The sequence below is a fragment of the Streptomyces sp. NPDC043861 genome (genome assembly GCF_056435905.1).
Genome location: NZ_JBWKDP010000001.1, coordinates 416,449 through 432,494 on the forward strand (window position 1 = coordinate 416,449; position 16,046 = coordinate 432,494).

A 16,046-nucleotide genomic window follows, 5' to 3' on the forward strand; every position below is an offset into this window, starting at 1 on the left:
GGCGCTTCCGCTTCTCGAGGAGCAGCCGACCGTGGCCGTGACGTCCGGCCGTGACAGCCCCTCCTCGCCTTGCCACCGGGGTCACCCTCACGGGTGGCCCCGGTGGCGCATGCCTTGATCCGCCTGCTTTCTGGAACGGAGAGAAAGCGAGCGGTCCATGGAGCCGAACAGACAGCGACTGCGGACCCCTCGGGCCGCGGGACTGGCCGGGATCGTGTTCGCGGTGCTGCTGGCGGCCGCGATCGTCCTGATGCGGGTGGCGATCCCCGAAGGGGCGGCCGAGACCGGCGGGATCAGTCCCGACCGGCGGCGGGCCGTGCGCGCTGCGCTGGAACTGGTGCCCTTCGCCGGGATCTTCTTCCTGTGGTTCATGGGTGCCCTCCGGGCGCAGGTGGGGGAGGCGGAGGACAAATTCGTCGCGACTGTGTTCATGGGCAGCGGACTGGTCTTCGTGGCCACCATGTTCGGGGCTGCCGCAGCCGCAGGCAGCATCCTGGACGACCAGCAGCCGTCCGAGTTCGGCCGCAACTTCGCCTACACCCTGCTGACGACCTACTCGATGCGGATGGCCGCCGTCTTCATCTTCGCGACGTCGACCATCGGTCACAGGCTCGGAGTGTTCCCGCGCCCCTACGCGCTGATCGGCTATGCGGCGGGCCTGGTGCTGCTGTTCGCGGGACCGGGCTTCCCCTGGTCCGAACTGGTCTTTCCCGCCTGGTCCGTGATCATCAGCATCCATCTGATCAGGCTCCGTCGGCGGTCCCGCTCCGAACCCGCGCCCGAGGTGGTGTGACGCCGGACCGTTCACTCCACCGGCCCGCCCCGACGAGCGGAGCCGGGTCCGCGGCCGCATGCTGGTGGCGGAGAGTGACCGGTCACGGGAAGGGCTGATCCGTGGTGAAAGTTGTCGTCGATCTCAACCGATGCCAGGGCTACGCGCAGTGTGCGTTCCTCGCCCCGGACGTCTTCGAGATGCACGGTGAAGAGGCGCTGCTGTACAACCCCCGCGCCGACAAGGCGCAGCGGGACAAGGTGGCCAGAGCCGTCGCCGCCTGCCCGGTGCAGGCCATCCTCGCGGACGGGCTGGACGGGAACGCTTCGGCACAGGAGGCCTCCGATGCCCGATGACGGATTCCTCGACCGGTTCAAGCGCGAGGGGCGCATCGTCGTCGTGGGCGCTTCCCTGGCCGGCCTGAGGGCCGCGGAGACCCTGCGGGAGGAGGGTTTCGCCGGTTCGCTCACGATGATCGGCGACGAGCCGTACGAGCCGTACGACCGTCCCCCGTTGTCCAAGGGAGTCCTGCTGGGCAAGGCGACGGCCGACCACACCGCGCTGCCCCGGCGCCGGTCCCTTGACGCGGAGTGGCGGCTCGGGGTCCCGGCCAGCGGGCTGGACATGGGTGCCAGACGCGTACGGCTGGCCGACGGCGACGAGGTGGGATACGACCGGCTGCTGATCGCCACCGGGGTACGGGCACGGCCGTGGCCGAACGAAACGGAAGCGGAGCTCGACGGGGTCTTCGTCCTGCGCACCCGTGACGACGCCACCGCGTTGCAGAAGCGGCTGGCCGCCGGACCTCGGAGGGTCTTCGTCATCGGCGCCGGGTTCACCGGTTCGGAGATCGCGGCGGCCTGCCGTGAGCGCGAGATCGAGGTCACCGTCGCGGAGCGCGGCGCCGCGCCCCTCGTCGGTGCGCTCGGTGGTGTGGTGGGCGAGGTGGCCGCCCAACTGCAGCGTGAGAACGGTGTGGACCTGCGCTGCGGGGTGATGGTCACGAGCCTCGAGGGGGACTCGGCGGGACGCGTCCGCGCGGCCCACCTCTCCGACGGCACCAGCGTCGAGACGGACGTCGTCGTCGTCTCGCTCGGTGCGATGCGCAACACCGAGTGGCTCGCCGGATCCGGTCTGGGAGCGGGGCCGAGGGGCATCGCCTGCGACGCCGGCTGCCGGGCGTTCGACATCCGGGGCATCGTGACCGACGACATCTTCGTCGCCGGTGACGTGGCGCGGTCCCCGCACCCGCTGTTCGGGTACCAGTTCCTGTCCCTCGAACACTGGGGCAACGCCGTCGTCCAGGCCGAGACCGCGGCGCACAACATGCTCTGCGAAAGCGTGGACCGGCGCCCCCACATGTGGGTACCGGCCTTCTGGTCCTCCCAGTTCGGAGTGAACATCAAGTCGGTCGGTGTGCCGTCCATGGGCACGGAGATCCTCATCGCGCAGGGCTCGCTCGCGGAGCGCAGATTCGTCGGCGTGTACGGATACCAGGGGCGCGTCATCGGCGCCGTCGCCTTCGACCAGGCACGCTGGCTGCCCTTCTACCAGCAGTTGATCGAGACGACCGCGCCGTTCCCGCCGCAGTTCCCGACCGTCGACCGCCGCCCCGAGGGGATGCGGCCGGTGTCGGCCGACTTCCCCGACCCGTCGGTGCCCACCCACGGGCCGACCGTGACTCTCAGTGGCTATTCGCCGTCCGATCGGCGCATGACCTTCACTCCCGGCCGGCACTGACCCGCGCGCGACGCACAAGGACTCGTCATGACCCAAGGCAATCTCCTGCGGCAGATCATCGACTACAAGAGCCGCGCGAACCCGTATCCCCTCTACGCGGAGCTCCGCAAGACGCCGGTGCTCAACGAGGGCGACGGCGCGTACGTCGTCAGTACGTACTACGAGGTCCTCAGCCTGCTCCACGATCCGCGAGTCAGTTCGGACGCCCGGAACCTGTCCCAGCCGGCCGGCTATGACCTGGAGCAGCAGGAGGAGACTGCACTGCCTCCGAGCTTCATCCGTCTCGACCCCCCGGAGCACGACCGGTTGCGCCGCATGACGAACACGTCGTTCGGGCCGCCCCACAAGCCGCGCCGGGTCCATGAGATGCACGGCGAACTCGAGAAGATCGTGGCCGGGCTCGTCGACGGTATCGGGAACACGGACCGGATCGATCTCGTCGAGCAGTTCTCCTATCCGTTCCCCGTCACCGTCATCTGCCGGCTGCTCGGCGTTCCGCGCGAGGACGAGGCGCGCTTCCACGTCTGGGCCGACACCCTCGCCGCCAGCCTCGACCCGACGCCGGGGGAGGACCCGACCGAGCGGAACAAGATCGCTCAGAAGGCCCGGACGGAGCTGGGCATGTATCTGGCCGGGCTGATCGAGGAGCGCCGCAAGAAGCCCGGCGACGACATGCTCTCCGAACTGGCCACCGCCCACGGTCCGGACGGGACCATGACGACCATGGAGCTGCTGAGCACCGCGGCCCTGCTGCTGATCGCCGGCCATGAGACCACCGTCAATCTGATCACGAACGGGATGCTCACCCTGCTGCGCCACCCGGACGTGCTGGTGCGGCTGCGCGAGGACCCGAAGCTGGCGGTCCCGATCGTGGAGGAACTGCTGCGCTACGAGCCGCCCGTGCAGCTGGTGCCCAACCGCACCACGCTCACGGACATCCACATCGGCGGTGTCACCATCCCCAAGGGAGCCTCGCTCTGGCTCGTCGTGGCCGCGGCCAACCGCGACCCGTTGCGGTTCGAGGACCCGGAGCGGTTCAACCCGGACCGCAAGGACATCGAGCACCTCGGCTTCGGCAGCGGAATCCACAGCTGCTTCGGCGCTCCGCTCGCCAGGCTGGAGGCGCAGCTCGCGCTGAGCGAGCTGGCCCGCAGGCTCGTCAATCCCCGGCTGCTGGAGGACCCGCCCGAGTACCGGCAGAACGCGGTGCTGCGCGGCCCCCGCCATCTGCCCATCGCCTGCGACGACATCCGCCCCTGAGCGGTCCGTTCGGGGGCGGCCCAGGGGCGGCTCAGGGCTCAGGTGCGGCTCACGGTGCGGTGAGGATGCGCGGCCCGTCGTCGGTGATGGCCACGGTGTGTTCCGCGTGGGATGCGCGGGAACCGTCGGACGTCCGGAGGGTCCAGCCGTCGTGGGCGGTGCGGTAGCCGTCCCCGCCGCTGCCGATCAGCATCGGCTCGATGGCGAGCACCATGCCGTGGCGCAGCGGCATGCCACGGCCCGGGCGGCCCTCGTTCGGTACACCGGGGTCCTCGTGCATCGTGCGGCCCACGCCATGGCCGCCGTAGCCGGAGGGAATGCCGTAGCCCGCCGCCCGGCACACGCGGCCGATCGCGTGCGCGATGTCCCCGATACGGTTGCCCACCACCGCCGCGGCGATGCCCGCGTCGAGCGCCTCGTACGCCGTGTCGACAAGGCGGACGTCCTCGGGGCGCGGGCGACCGACGACGAAGCTGATGGCCGAGTCACCGACCCAGCCGTCCAGGACCGCGCCGCAGTCGATGCTCAGGAGGTCGCCGTCGCCGAGCCGGTGGTCGTCCGGGATGCCGTGCACGATCGCATCGTTGACGGACGTGCAGACGACCGCCGGGAAGGGAGTGGGCGCCCAGTCCGGGCGGTAGCCGAGAAACGGTGACCCCGCGCCCGCCTCCCGCAGCACCGCGCGCGCGGTCTCGTCCAGGTCCCGCAGGCTGACGCCCACCGCTGCTGCGTCCCGTACCGCTGTGAGCACTTGTGCGACGACCCGGCCGGCAGCACGCATGGCATCCAGCGAGGCATCCGTCTTGATCTCCACCATGCCAATTACTATACCGGTCGAAGCGGTATTAGAATGACGGCATGGTTCGTACACCCCTGACCCCCGAAGAGCGCAAACGCGGCGAGCGGCTGGGCCGGTTGCTCCGCGCTGCGCGTGGCCCGCGGAGCATGGTGGAGGTCGCCGCGGCCGCCGGTCTCTCCCCCGAGACCCTCCGCAAGATCGAGACGGGCAGGGCACCGACTCCGGCCTTCTTCACCGTCGCGGCGCTGGCCGGGGAGCTCGGCCTGTCACTGGACGAACTCGCCGCGCTCTGTGCGCCGATGCCCGTGTAGCCGCTCCGTTGGCGTGGGTGGCCGGCTGCGACGCGGTGACCAGGCCGCGGTGCGGCAGCCCGAGCGGCGGACCCGCCCCGCGTCGCCCCGTCCCCGTCCCCGTCCGCGATCGTGCCGTCGCCGTGCCGTCGCCGTTCCGGCGGCTGTCCGGACACGAGCCCCTCCTGGGCCCGGTCGGGGCGTCACCGAGGTCCACTGGGGTCGGGGTCGGGGTCGGGGCCGGGGCCGTCGACCGTTACGGCCCGGCGCATGGGGCGTAGTCTCGCGCCTGTGGACCTCCAGCAGCTCAGCCGCGCGAAATACATCAGCCTCACCACCTTCCGGAAGGACGGCACGGGTGTCGCGACTCCCGTGTGGTTCGCCGTCGACGGCGGTGAACTCTATGTCTGGACCCGCTCCGACTCCTGGAAGGTCAAGCGGCTGCGCAGGGACAGCCGTGTCACCGTCAGGGCATGTGATCTGCGCGGACGGGTCGAGGAGGGTGCTCCCGCCGTGGAAGGGACGGCCCGGCTGATGGCCGAGGCGGAGCTGAGGAAGGTGCGGCGGCTTCTCTCCCGCAAGTACACCTGGCAGTTCTGGCTCGTCGACGTTCCCGCCGCGGTCTTCCGGCTCGGCAAGCGCCCGCACACGGGCATCGCAGTGACCATCCCGACACGTTGAGCGATCCGCTCCGTCGCCGAAAACTGCGCGTAGCCCTCCCGTAACACGGCTGAGGTCGAATGCCATGCGTACCGGCGGCGGAGGGCGGCGACGATGGCGGTGCATCAACTCCCCATGGAAATAGGGGTGTTCGCGCAGTATCTGCGAGAGCTGACCGAGCATCTCGACCGGGGCGCCGGCTGGTACGGAGTCTTCTGGCAGCGCGACCCCGACGGACTGGTCGCCTGCCTCCAGGGCGCGGAGATCCCGCCCTGGGACGTGGTGGAGTCGCTGCTTCGCGACCTCTCTGCCGACGAGGACGAGACCGTACACGCCCGTGCGCTCCACTCAGCCGCTGCCGCCGCCCACGACGGTCTCGCCGGCGGCCGCCGGGCTCTCCAGGAGCGCCTGGAGCTGATGTGCCGCGAGCAGGCGTACGCGGCAGACCGCGGCCAGGACCTGCTGCGGCAGTTGGCCGCCGTCGCCGAGGGAACGGCGGAGTACGGGCGTCTGGCCGGCGAACTGTCCTGGGCCAACGACGACCACACCCGCGCGACCGCCCGCCGGGCCGAACTCGAGGCCCGGCTCGCCGCCTTGCCGCCTGCGGGGGACGCGGTGGCGAGCCGGTCCGGAGGCATCGGCCCGCTCGGCCCCGGCGGGGCGCGGCCGGAGCCGGGAACTCCGGCCGTCGGGCAGGCCCCGTGGGTGTCCGGGCCCGGGGCGCCGCAGTCGGACGGGACGGACACGGTCCTGCCGGGGCTTCGGGAAACCGATCCGGCTTCGCAGCGCGGACCTTCCCGGGCCACCGGCCCGGCGGGGGACCCGGATGCACACGCGGCGCCCGGGTTTGCGGATTCCTGGTTCCGCCGTGGTGGCGGCCGCGGGGGCGCCGTTTCGGCGGACGAGGCGGCCGGCGGCGAATCGCGGCGCAGGCGTGGGCGGGGGCGTGACGCATCCGGGAAGCGGCGGCCGCGAGGAGCCCGCTACGCATGGCTGGACGACGGGGCCGAAGACGTTCGCGGGAGCCGGGCAGACCCTGTCCCCTCCCTGCCCGTGACCGGGGCGCGGCCGCGCGGGGCGCGATTCGGCGGCGCAGCGGAGAACGATGTGCCGACGGTGGAAGGGAGCGCATCCTCCGTACACGCGCACGTTCACGCGCAGGCACAGCGCGCCGCCGCGGACACCGTCGCCGAACTCGGAAGGCTGCGTGCCGAGGCGCGCAGCGGCGAGGCGCACGCCCTGCTGTGCGAGGCCGCGGTCCGTCCGGCAGCCTGGCTGCCGGTGCTGGCGGCGGAGCTGCACCGCGCCGGTCTGGGCGCCGACTGGGCCACCCTGCTCTGGGAGGTCGCGTCACTGCCGCCGGCGCAGCTGGCGGCCGCGGCGGTGGCGCTCGCCGCGGCGGGCCGGACCGAGGACTGCGGACATCTGTTGCGGCAGGGTGTCGCGCGCCCGGCGAACGAGATCGCGGACGCCGTGGTCGCGCTCGAGGAGGCGGGTGAACGGAGCGGAGCGAACGCCCTGCTCGCCGCGTTCGTGCAGGTCCGCACTGCGGAGGAGGCCGCACGCGTTGCCGCGTCGGACCCCCGTGGGCTCGTCCCCCGGCTGCTCTCCGCGGCGCGTGCCGTGTCGCAGGACCGGGAGCGCGATCTGGTGCACGCTCTGCGTGTTGCAGGGTTCATCAGCGGTTGAAAAAGTACGGTATACGCTGTTTGTCGACCGCTAGGGTGCGAAACATGATCGACACTGCGGGTTGACGACGATGGTCTTGCCCCAGTGTGTGACGGGGCTTACGTTCTCCTCCTACGTATCGCGTCTACGTGCGTAGAGGCTCTCTGACGTCTTGTCGAAGGAGCAGCTCATGACCAATGTCGTACGCGCCGCACTCGTCCAGGCGACCTGGACCGGCGACACCGAATCGATGATCGCCAAGCATGAGGAGCACGCCCGTGAGGCGGCCCGGCAGGGCGCCAAGGTCATCGGATTCCAGGAAGTGTTCAACGCGCCGTACTTCTGCCAGGTCCAGGAGCCGGAGCACTACCGCTGGGCCGAACCGGTGCCGGACGGCCCCACCGTGCTGAGGATGCGGGATCTCGCCCGCGAGACCGGAATGGTGATCGTCGTCCCGGTCTTCGAGGTCGAGGACTCGGGCTTCTACTACAACACCGCGGCGGTCATCGACGCCGACGGCACCTACCTCGGCAAGTACCGCAAGCACCACATCCCGCAAGTGAAGGGGTTCTGGGAGAAGTACTACTTCAGGCCCGGCAACCTCGGCTGGCCGGTCTTCGACACCTCCGTCGGCAAGGTCGGCGTCTATATCTGCTACGACCGCCACTTCCCGGAGGGCTGGCGCCAACTCGGCCTCAACGGTGCCCAGTTGGTCTACAACCCGTCGGCCACCCACCGAGGTCTCTCGTCCTACCTCTGGCAGCTGGAGCAGCCTGCGGCCGCCGTCGCCAACGAGTACTTCATCGCCGCGATCAACCGAGTCGGCCGGGAGGAGTACGGCGACAACGACTTCTACGGCACCAGCTACTTCGTCAATCCCCGTGGCCAGTTCGTCGGTGACCTCGCCAGCGACAAGCAGGAGGAACTGATCGTCAGGGACCTCGACTTCGGCCTCATCGAAGAGGTCCGGCAGCAGTGGGCGTTCTACCGCGACCGCCGGCCCGACGCCTACGACGGGCTGGTGCAGCCGTGAGCGACCTGTACGACCGGCACCGGTCCGTCATCCCCGACTGGGTGGCGCTCTACTACCGGCAGCCCCTCGAGATCACCCACGGCGAGGGGCGGTACGTCTGGGACGCGGAAGGCAACCGCTACCTCGACTTCTTCGGCGGCATCCTCACCACCATGACCGCACACGCCCTGCCGGAGGTCACCAAGGCGGTGAGCGAGCAGGCGGGGCGGATCATCCACACCTCCACGCTCTATCTCAACCGGCCCATGGTCGAGCTCGCCGAGCGCATCGCCGCCCTCTCCGGCATCCCCGACGCCCGTGTCTTCTTCACCACTTCCGGCACCGAGGCCAATGACACGGCACTGCTGATGGCCACCGCGTTCCGCGGATCGGGCCAGATCCTCGCGATGCGCAACAGCTACCACGGGCGCTCCTTCTCGGCCGTTTCCATCACCGGCAACCGCGCCTGGTCACCGACCGGCCTCTCCCCGCTGCAGACGCTGTACGTGCACGGCGGCGTCCGCACCCGGGGGCCCTTCGCCCATCTGTCGGACGCCCGGTTCATCGAGGCATGCGTGGCCGATCTGGAGGACCTGCTCGGCCACACCCACGACGTCGCCGCGCTGATCGCCGAGCCCATCCAGGGCGTCGGCGGATTCACCTCGCCCCCCGACGGGCTGTACGCCGCCTTCCGTGAAGTCCTCGACCGGCACGGCATCCTGTGGATCTCCGACGAGGTGCAGACCGGCTGGGGCAGGACGGGCGAGCACTTCTGGGGCTGGCAGGCCCACGCCGAGAACGGCCCGCCGGACATGCTCACCTTCGCCAAGGGCATCGGCAACGGCATGTCCATCGGCGGTGTGGTCGCCCGTGCCGAGGTCATGAACTGCATCGACGCCAACTCCATCTCCACCTTCGGCGGCTCGCCCGTCACCATGGCGGCGGGCCTCGCGAACCTCTCGTACGTGCTCGAGCACGATCTGCAGGGCAACGCCCGGCGCGTCGGCGGACTGCTCATCGAACGGCTGCGCGCCATCGGTGCCGCTGTCCCGGCTGTCCGCGAAGTGCGCGGCCGCGGACTGATGGCCGCCGTCGAGCTCGTCGAACCCGGTACGGACAAGGCACATCCCGAGGCCGCCTCGGCCGTGCTCGAGGCGGCCCGCGAAGGCGGCCTGCTCATCGGGAAGGGCGGTGCGCACAACACCAGCGTGCTCAGGATCGCGCCTCCGCTGTCGCTCACCGTCGCGGAGGCGGAGGAGGGGGCGGCGATCCTCGAACGGGCCTTGCGAAGCGTCTAGTTCATTCCACGCGAGGAGTACGGGAACCATGAGCAACCGCACCCTGATCCGCGGCGGACTCGTCATCACCGCCGCCGAAGAGATCCACGCCGATGTACTGATCGAGGACGGCCGCATCGCCGCCCTCGCCACGCACGGCTCCACCGTGGCCGAGAGCTGGACCGGTGACCGCACCATCGACGCCACCGGGAAGTACGTGATCCCGGGCGGCGTGGACGCGCACACCCACATGGAGCTGCCGTTCGGCGGCACGTTCGCCTCCGACACCTTCGAGACCGGCACCCGGGCCGCGGCCTGGGGCGGCACCACCACCATCGTGGACTTCGCTGTGCAGACGATGGGCCAGGGCCTGCGCGAAGGGCTCGACGCCTGGTACGCGAAGGCGGACGGCAACTGCGCCATCGACTACGCCTTCCACATGATCCTCTCCGACGTCAACGATTCGTCCCTCAAGGAGATGGACCTCCTCGTGGAGGAGGGCGTCACCTCGTTCAAGCTCTTCATGGCCTACCCCGGTGTCTTCTACAGCGACGACGGGCAGATCCTGCGGGCCATGCAGCGCGGAACCGCCAACGGCGGGCTGATCATGATGCACGCCGAGAACGGCATCGCGATCGACGTCCTCGTCGAACAGGCCCTGGCGCGCGGAGAGACCGACCCGCGCTACCACGGCGAGGTCAGGAAGGTGCTGCTGGAGGCGGAGGCGACCCACCGGGCCATCCAGCTCGCCCGGGTCGCCGGCGCACCCCTCTACGTCGTCCATGTCTCGGCCGAGGAGGCCGTCGACGAGATCGCCGCCGCGCGCGGCAAAGGGCTCCCCGTCTTCGGCGAGACCTGTCCGCAGTATCTGTTCCTGTCCACCGACAATCTCGCCGAGCCCGGCTTCGAGGGTGCCAAGTACGTGTGCAGCACACCGCTTCGCCCGAAGGAGCATCAGGCGGCGCTCTGGCGCGGACTGCGCACCAATGACCTCCAGGTCGTCTCCACCGACCACTGTCCCTTCTGCTTCGTCGGACAGAAGGAGCTGGGCCGGGGTGACTTCTCCAAGATCCCGAATGGACTGCCGGGTGTGGAGAACCGGATGGACCTGCTGCACCAGGCGGTGCTCGACGGGCACATCACGCGCCGCCGGTGGATCGAGATCGCCTGCGCCACCCCGGCCCGGATGTTCGGCCTCTACCCGAAGAAGGGCACGATCGCGCCCGGAACCGATGCCGATGTCGTCATCTACGACCCGGGCGCCTCGGGGATCATCTCCGCCGAAACGCACCACATGAACGTCGACTACTCGGCCTACGAGGGTAAGCGGATCACCGGTCGGGTGGAGACCGTCCTCTCGCGCGGAGAAGTCGTCATCGACCAGCGGGAGTTCACCGGCCGGGCGGGCCACGGCGTGTACACCCCCAGGTCCACCTGTCAGTACCTGAACTAGTCAGTACCCGAAACTGGTCAGTACCCGAAATGGGAGGTCGCCTCGTGGACTTCGGACTTGTCCTGCAGACCGATCCGCCCGCATCGGAAGTCATCGGCCTCATGCGGCGCGCAGAGCGCAACGGCTTCCGCTACGGCTGGACCTTCGACTCGGCGGTGCTCTGGCAGGAGCCGTTCGTCATCTACAGCCAGATCCTGGAACACACAGAGAAGCTGCACGTCGGACCCATGGTGACGAACCCCGGTACCAGGACCTGGGAAGTCACCGCCTCCACCTTCGCCACCCTCAACGACATGTACGGCAACCGCACGGTCTGCGGCATCGGGCGCGGCGACTCCGCGATGCGCGTCGCAGGCCGCAAACCCAACACCCTGGCACGGCTGGCGGAGGCGATCCCGGCCATCCGCGACCTCGCCGAGGGCCGGGAGACCGTCATCGACGGCCAGCCGGTGCGCCTGCCCTGGGTACGGGGCGGGAAGCTCCCGGTGTGGATGGCGGCCTACGGCCCGAAGGCCCTGGCCCTCGCCGGGCAGAAGGCCGACGGATTCATCCTGCAGCTCGCCGACCTCTACCTCACCGAGTGGATGGTGAAGGCCGTGCGCGACGCGGCGGCAGCGGCCGGACGCGACCCGGACTCGGTCACGATCTGTGTCGCGGCACCCGCGTACGTCGGCGACGACCTGGCACACGCGCGTGAACAGTGCCGCTGGTTCGGCGGAATGGTCGGCAACCACGTCGCCGATCTCGTCGAGCGGTACGGCGAGCATTCGGGGATGGTGCCCGAGGCGCTGACCGCGTACATCAAGGAGCGGCACGGCTACGACTACAGCCACCACGGGCGCGCCGGAAACCCGTCCACCGACTTCGTGCCCGACGAGATCGTGGACCGATTCTGTCTGCTCGGGCCCGTGTCCGCACACCTCGAGAAACTGGAGGCGCTGCGCGAGCTGGGCGTGCACCAGTTCGCCGTCTACAACATGCATGACGCCAAGGAAGCGACGATCGACGCGTACGGCGCGGAGATCATCCCGGCACTCAACCGCTGAACGGCATCCGACCTCCGCTGAAGGGTCCAGGCCATGACCGCGACAGTTCCCCCGGCCCCGTCGTCCCCTGACTCCGACCAGATCACCGATGCCCACGGCCGGGTGGAACTGGCCCCCGGAGCGGTCCCCGCCGAAGGACGCTTCGTCAACGGCGATCTGCTGCCCGTCCCCGTCGCCCGGCGCCACTGGACGACGTACAACTTCGCCGCGCTGTGGGTCGGCATGGCCCACAACATCCCGTCCTGGCTGCTCGCCTCCGGCCTCGTCGCGATCGGCATGGACTGGAAGCAGGCCGTCCTCACCATCGCACTCGCCAATGTGATCGTGCTGTTCCCGATGCTGCTCACCGGTCACGCCGGGCCCAAGTACGGCATCCCCTTCCCGGTGCTAGCCCGTGCCTCCTTCGGGCTGCGCGGCGCGAACCTCCCCGCCCTCATCAGGGCGGCGGTCGCCTGTGCCTGGTTCGGCATCCAGACCTGGATCGGCGGCCAGGGCATCTTCCTCCTGCTCGGCAATATCTTCGGCGGCTGGACCGAGGCGTCGGAGATCGCCGGTCAGCCGTGGACGCTCTGGCTCTGCTTCGTCGTCTTCTGGGTGCTCGAACTGGCCATCATCTACCGGGGGATGGAGACCCTGCGGCGCTTCGAGAACTGGGCGGCACCGTTCGTCATCGTCGGCGCCCTGGTGCTGCTGGTGTGGATCGCGGTCAAGGCGGGAGGCTTCGGCCCGCTGCTCGACCAGCCGTCCCAGCTCGGCTGGGGACCGGAGTTCTGGCAGGTCTTCTTCCCCTCCCTCATGGGGATGATCGCCTTCTGGTCCACACTGTCCCTGAACATTCCGGACTTCACCCGCTTCGGCGCCGGCCAGCGTGCCCAGGTCTGGGGGCAGACCCTGGGACTGCCGACGACCATGACGCTGTTCGCCCTGCTGTCCGTGTTCGTCACCTCCGGATCCCAGGCGGTGTACGGGGCACCGATCTGGGACCCGGTCGAGCTCGCCGCGAAGACCGACAGCGTGTTCGGCCTGCTCTTCGCGCTTGTGACGGTGCTGGTCGCGACCATCTCCGTGAACATCGCGGCGAACGTGGTCTCACCCGCGTACGACCTCTCCAACCTGGCCCCGCGCTTCATCAACTTCCGCACCGGCGCGCTGATCACCGGGGTCGTGGGTGTCCTCATCATGCCGTGGAAACTGACCGCTACCCCCGAGCTCTACATCTTCACCTGGCTGGGGCTGGTCGGCGGTCTGCTCGGCACGGTCGCGGGGATCCTCATCGCCGACTACTGGGTCATCCGCCGCGCCCATCTTCAGCTGGCGGACCTCTACCGGCCGGGCGGACGCTACTGGTACTCCTCCGGCTGGAACTGGCGCGCAGTCGTCGCCTTCCTGGTGGGCGGCGTGCTGGCGGTGGGCGGCTCCCACTCCCAGCAGGGCAAGGGCCCCTTCCCCGAGGAGGGCCTGATCCCCTTCCTGAAACCGCTCGCAGACTACGGCTGGGCGGTGGGGCTGGCGGCGTCACTGCTGCTGTACGTGCTGCTGATGCTGCCGTTCCGGGCCGGCGCCACCGAGCGCTGAACACCGGCCCCGGCGTCATCGAGCGCTGAACACCGGCCCGGCGCCCGGACCCGTCTCTCTCCGTCGTCCGGGCCTGCGCACGGCAGGACGTGTCCCGAAGGCTGCGGTGAATCCCGGTGTTCCCGTCAGGCGCCCGCACCATCCGGGGATCACTGTTGCGGTCGACCGTCACCAGGGCCACCGACTCCCGCCGCCCTGGGCGGGAGGCGCGCTCAGCGGCTGTCGCGCTGTGCCTCCACGACGCGGCGGAGCGTACGATCCGCCCCGCCCGAACGGCGCTGGACACGCTCGGAGATGCCCGGGAACTGGCCACCGATCGCGGTGAGTACCTTCATCTCCACCGGTGCCACGTTGACTTCGGCACGGTTCTGTTCGACGGATCGCACGACTCCCGCGACGACCTGGCGCGGCGAGACCGTGCGCATGCCCGCAGGCGGCTCGGCACCCGTCTCGGCGAACATGCCGGCGTCCCGGACGAAGCCGGGCTGGACGATCGAGACGCCCACGCCGTGCTCGTGCAGGTCCTGGCGCAGTCCCAGGACGAAGCCGCGCAGGCCGAACTTGGTGGCGTTGTACAGCGCCGAGTGCTTCGTCGCCGTCTTGCCGGACATCGATCCGACGAAGGCCAGATGCCCTCGGCGCGCCTCGACCATGGCAGGCGCGAGCAGACGGGCCAGCATGGCCGGGGCCCGGAGGTTGACCGCCAGGGCACGGTCGATCTGGTCCGGGGTGTAGTCGAGGAGCTCGCCGCTGGAGGGGAGGGCGGCGTTCGCGATGAGGATCTCGGTGCCGGCCGCCTCGCGGGCCAGGCGCTCGACATCGTCCGGGTCGGCCAGATCGGCGACGATGCCACGGGCGCCGTAGCGCTCCACGAGTGGTTCGAGCGCCTCGGCCCTGCGGCCCGTGAGGATCAACTTGGTGCCCCGGGCGGCGAGTTCGGCGGCCAGGGCCGCGCCGATGCCCCCGGTGACACCGGTGAGCAGAACGGTTGATCCGGCGATGCGCATCTGGTTACCCTCCAGTTCTGTTCGTTCGAACGAACAATAGGGAGCGAGGGTGGTCATGTCCACAGCGGATTTCTCGGGGCTCGTCGACCAGGTGGCTGCGCTGGCAGAAGGCCAGGCCACCTCGGTGGAGCTCGTCGGGGCGTCGATCGAACGCATCGAGGCGAGCCGGCCCACGCTCAACGCCTTCCGGCACGTCCGTGCGGAGGAAGCGCTCGCCGAGGCCGAGAACGCCGACCGGCGCCTCGCGGCGGGGGAGAGGCTGCCCCTGCTCGGAGTACCCGTTGCAGTGAAGGACGACACCGATGTGGCGGGGCTGCCCACCCTGTTCGGCTGTCAGGGCGACCTGGCCCCCGCGCCCGCGGACGGTGAAGTGGTCCGGAGGCTGCGCGCGGCCGGTGCCGTCATCGTCGGCAAGACCAACTCCTGCGAGCTCGGTCAGTGGGCGTTCACCGAGGGTCCCGCCTTCGGCGCCACCCGGAACCCCTGGTCCACGGACCACACCCCGGGCGGATCGTCCGGCGGATCGGCGGCTGCCGTCGCCGCAGGTCTGGTCCCCGCCGCCCTCGGATCGGACGGCGCCGGATCCATCCGCATCCCCGCGGCCTGGACCCACCTCGTCGGCATCAAACCGCAGCGCGGCCGGGTCTCGGTCCACCCGCACACCGATGCCTTCCAGGGCCTCACCGTCAACGGCCCGCTCGCGCGAACGGTGGCCGACGCCGCGCTGCTGCTCGACGTCGTCCAGGGTTCGCATCCCGAGGACCTGCACCGGCCGGACCCCATCGACGCCTCGGCCGCCGCCCGCCGCGACCCGGGCCGGCTGCGCATCGCCCTGGCCTGGCGCCCCCCGCTCACCCTCACCGGCACCAGGCCCCACCCCGACGTCCGCCGTGCCGTGACCGAGCTGGCCGAGGCCCTCGCCCGCCTCGGCCACCATGTGGAGGAGGCTCGCCCCCGCTACGGCCTGATCGGTCTCGGGTTCGTCCCGCGCGGCACCGCCGGCATCGCCGAACTGGCCGCCCTGCACCCCGAGCCCGCACTGCTCGACCCGCGCACCCGGACGGCCCTGCGCAACGGCCGGCTGCTGGGCGGCCGGATCGTGCGCGCCGCACGGGCACGTGAGGCACGCCAGCACCGGCGGATCGGCGAGCTGTTCGGCACGTACGACGTCGTCCTCACCCCCACCACGGCGGCGCCCCCGCCGCGCATCGGCACCTTCGACGGGCTGAGTGCCTGGCGCACCAACGCGACGATGGCGGCGGTCTGCCCGTACGCCTGGCCCTGGAACGTCCTCGGCTGGCCCGGGGTGAACGTCCCCGCGGGATTCACCGGTGCGGGCCTGCCCGTCGGCGCACAGCTGCTCGGCCCCGAGGGCAGCGAGGAGCGGCTGATCTCGCTCGCCGCCCAGCTGGAGGCGGACCGCCGCTGGTACGAGCGCCACCCCGACCCCGTGATCGCCGGGAGCGCACCGGTGGAACAATGACGCA

At 70.4% G+C, this 16,046-nt stretch carries 15 protein-coding genes; 13 read left to right on the plus strand and 2 right to left on the minus strand.

Features of this window, described 5'->3' with window-relative positions:
* Positions 1 to 157 precede the first annotated feature (157 nt).
* The 4 genes from AC068D_RS01675 to AC068D_RS01690 all read left to right on the plus strand — a co-directional run bounded on the left by AC068D_RS01675 (position 158) and on the right by AC068D_RS01690 (position 3,772).
* On the plus strand, positions 158 to 793 hold the full coding sequence (locus AC068D_RS01675; protein WP_478820902.1) for a hypothetical protein: 636 nt from the start codon (positions 158 to 160) through the stop codon (positions 791 to 793).
* Between the two features lie 104 nt (positions 794 to 897).
* On the plus strand, positions 898 to 1,128 hold the full coding sequence (locus AC068D_RS01680; RefSeq protein ID WP_478821379.1) for a ferredoxin: 231 nt from the start codon (positions 898 to 900) through the stop codon (positions 1,126 to 1,128).
* A complete protein-coding gene (locus tag AC068D_RS01685) occupies positions 1,118 to 2,512 on the plus strand; it encodes an NAD(P)/FAD-dependent oxidoreductase (protein WP_478820903.1) in 1,395 nt (464 codons plus the stop codon). Before AC068D_RS01680 ends, AC068D_RS01685 begins: the two co-directional genes overlap by 11 nt.
* A gap of 27 nt (positions 2,513 to 2,539) precedes the next feature.
* Positions 2,540 to 3,772, plus strand: coding sequence for a cytochrome P450 (locus AC068D_RS01690; RefSeq protein WP_478820904.1), 1,233 nt, complete (start codon positions 2,540 to 2,542; stop codon positions 3,770 to 3,772).
* Between the two features lie 49 nt (positions 3,773 to 3,821).
* Here the strand turns inward: AC068D_RS01690 and map are convergent, their stop codons facing one another.
* Positions 3,822 to 4,589 carry a type I methionyl aminopeptidase gene (gene map / locus AC068D_RS01695; RefSeq protein ID WP_478820905.1) on the minus strand — a complete coding sequence of 256 codons (768 nt, stop codon included), beginning with the start codon at positions 4,587 to 4,589 and terminating at the stop codon, positions 3,822 to 3,824.
* 41 nt (positions 4,590 to 4,630) lie between these two features.
* Here map and AC068D_RS01700 point away from each other — a divergent pair, with 41 nt between their 5' ends.
* The 8 genes from AC068D_RS01700 (at position 4,631) to AC068D_RS01735 (ending at position 13,552) form a co-directional block, all read left to right on the plus strand.
* Positions 4,631 to 4,882 carry a helix-turn-helix domain-containing protein gene (locus AC068D_RS01700; RefSeq protein ID WP_478820906.1) on the plus strand — a complete coding sequence of 84 codons (252 nt, stop codon included), beginning with the start codon at positions 4,631 to 4,633 and terminating at the stop codon, positions 4,880 to 4,882.
* A gap of 249 nt (positions 4,883 to 5,131) precedes the next feature.
* Entirely contained in the window at positions 5,132 to 5,542 is a 411-nt protein-coding gene (locus AC068D_RS01705) for a PPOX class F420-dependent oxidoreductase (RefSeq protein WP_478820907.1), read from the plus strand.
* A gap of 114 nt (positions 5,543 to 5,656) precedes the next feature.
* Complete coding sequence (locus tag AC068D_RS01710) at positions 5,657 to 7,210, plus strand: UL36 very large tegument protein (protein ID WP_478820908.1); 1,554 nt, start codon at positions 5,657 to 5,659, stop codon at positions 7,208 to 7,210.
* A 169-nt stretch (positions 7,211 to 7,379) separates the two neighbouring features.
* Positions 7,380 to 8,222: a nitrilase-related carbon-nitrogen hydrolase gene (locus AC068D_RS01715; protein ID WP_478820909.1), complete on the plus strand. Its 843-nt coding sequence runs from the start codon at positions 7,380 to 7,382 to the stop codon at positions 8,220 to 8,222.
* Positions 8,219 to 9,499, plus strand: a complete 1,281-nt coding sequence (locus tag AC068D_RS01720; protein ID WP_478820910.1) for an aspartate aminotransferase family protein — start codon at positions 8,219 to 8,221, stop codon at positions 9,497 to 9,499. Before AC068D_RS01715 ends, AC068D_RS01720 begins: the two co-directional genes overlap by 4 nt.
* Before the next feature lie 28 nt (positions 9,500 to 9,527).
* Positions 9,528 to 10,931, plus strand: a complete 1,404-nt coding sequence (gene hydA / locus AC068D_RS01725; RefSeq protein ID WP_478820911.1) for a dihydropyrimidinase — start codon at positions 9,528 to 9,530, stop codon at positions 10,929 to 10,931.
* A 44-nt stretch (positions 10,932 to 10,975) separates the two neighbouring features.
* On the plus strand, positions 10,976 to 11,977 hold the full coding sequence (locus AC068D_RS01730) for a TIGR03842 family LLM class F420-dependent oxidoreductase (RefSeq protein ID WP_478820912.1): 1,002 nt from the start codon (positions 10,976 to 10,978) through the stop codon (positions 11,975 to 11,977).
* A gap of 33 nt (positions 11,978 to 12,010) precedes the next feature.
* On the plus strand, positions 12,011 to 13,552 hold the full coding sequence (locus AC068D_RS01735; protein ID WP_478820913.1) for an NCS1 family nucleobase:cation symporter-1: 1,542 nt from the start codon (positions 12,011 to 12,013) through the stop codon (positions 13,550 to 13,552).
* Positions 13,553 to 13,764: 212 nt separating this feature from the next.
* On the opposite strand, the gene AC068D_RS01740 is transcribed toward AC068D_RS01735, so the two are convergent.
* A complete protein-coding gene (locus AC068D_RS01740) occupies positions 13,765 to 14,559 on the minus strand; it encodes an SDR family NAD(P)-dependent oxidoreductase (protein WP_478821380.1) in 795 nt (264 codons plus the stop codon).
* A 55-nt stretch (positions 14,560 to 14,614) separates the two neighbouring features.
* Here AC068D_RS01740 and AC068D_RS01745 point away from each other — a divergent pair, with 55 nt between their 5' ends.
* On the plus strand, positions 14,615 to 16,042 hold the full coding sequence (locus tag AC068D_RS01745) for an amidase (RefSeq protein ID WP_478820914.1): 1,428 nt from the start codon (positions 14,615 to 14,617) through the stop codon (positions 16,040 to 16,042).
* Positions 16,043 to 16,046: the final 4 nt, after the last annotated feature.

Excerpts from the sequence above, each read along its gene's own strand:
- AC068D_RS01675 (WP_478820902.1), top strand. The coding sequence starts at position 158 with ATGGAGCCGAACAGACAGCGACTGCGGACCCCTCGGGCCGCGGGACTG.
- AC068D_RS01685 (WP_478820903.1), top strand. The coding sequence starts at position 1,118 with ATGCCCGATGACGGATTCCTCGACCGGTTCAAGCGCGAGGGGCGCATC.
- AC068D_RS01690 (WP_478820904.1), top strand. The coding sequence starts at position 2,540 with ATGACCCAAGGCAATCTCCTGCGGCAGATCATCGACTACAAGAGCCGC.
- map (WP_478820905.1), bottom strand. The coding sequence starts at position 4,589 with ATGGTGGAGATCAAGACGGATGCCTCGCTGGATGCCATGCGTGCTGCC.
- AC068D_RS01700 (WP_478820906.1), top strand. The coding sequence starts at position 4,631 with ATGGTTCGTACACCCCTGACCCCCGAAGAGCGCAAACGCGGCGAGCGG.
- AC068D_RS01705 (WP_478820907.1), top strand. The coding sequence starts at position 5,132 with ATGGGGCGTAGTCTCGCGCCTGTGGACCTCCAGCAGCTCAGCCGCGCG.
- AC068D_RS01710 (WP_478820908.1), top strand. The coding sequence starts at position 5,657 with ATGGAAATAGGGGTGTTCGCGCAGTATCTGCGAGAGCTGACCGAGCAT.
- AC068D_RS01715 (WP_478820909.1), top strand. The coding sequence starts at position 7,380 with ATGACCAATGTCGTACGCGCCGCACTCGTCCAGGCGACCTGGACCGGC.
- hydA (WP_478820911.1), top strand. The coding sequence starts at position 9,528 with ATGAGCAACCGCACCCTGATCCGCGGCGGACTCGTCATCACCGCCGCC.
- AC068D_RS01735 (WP_478820913.1), top strand. The coding sequence starts at position 12,011 with ATGACCGCGACAGTTCCCCCGGCCCCGTCGTCCCCTGACTCCGACCAG.
- AC068D_RS01740 (WP_478821380.1), bottom strand. The coding sequence starts at position 14,559 with ATGCGCATCGCCGGATCAACCGTTCTGCTCACCGGTGTCACCGGGGGC.
- AC068D_RS01745 (WP_478820914.1), top strand. The coding sequence starts at position 14,615 with ATGTCCACAGCGGATTTCTCGGGGCTCGTCGACCAGGTGGCTGCGCTG.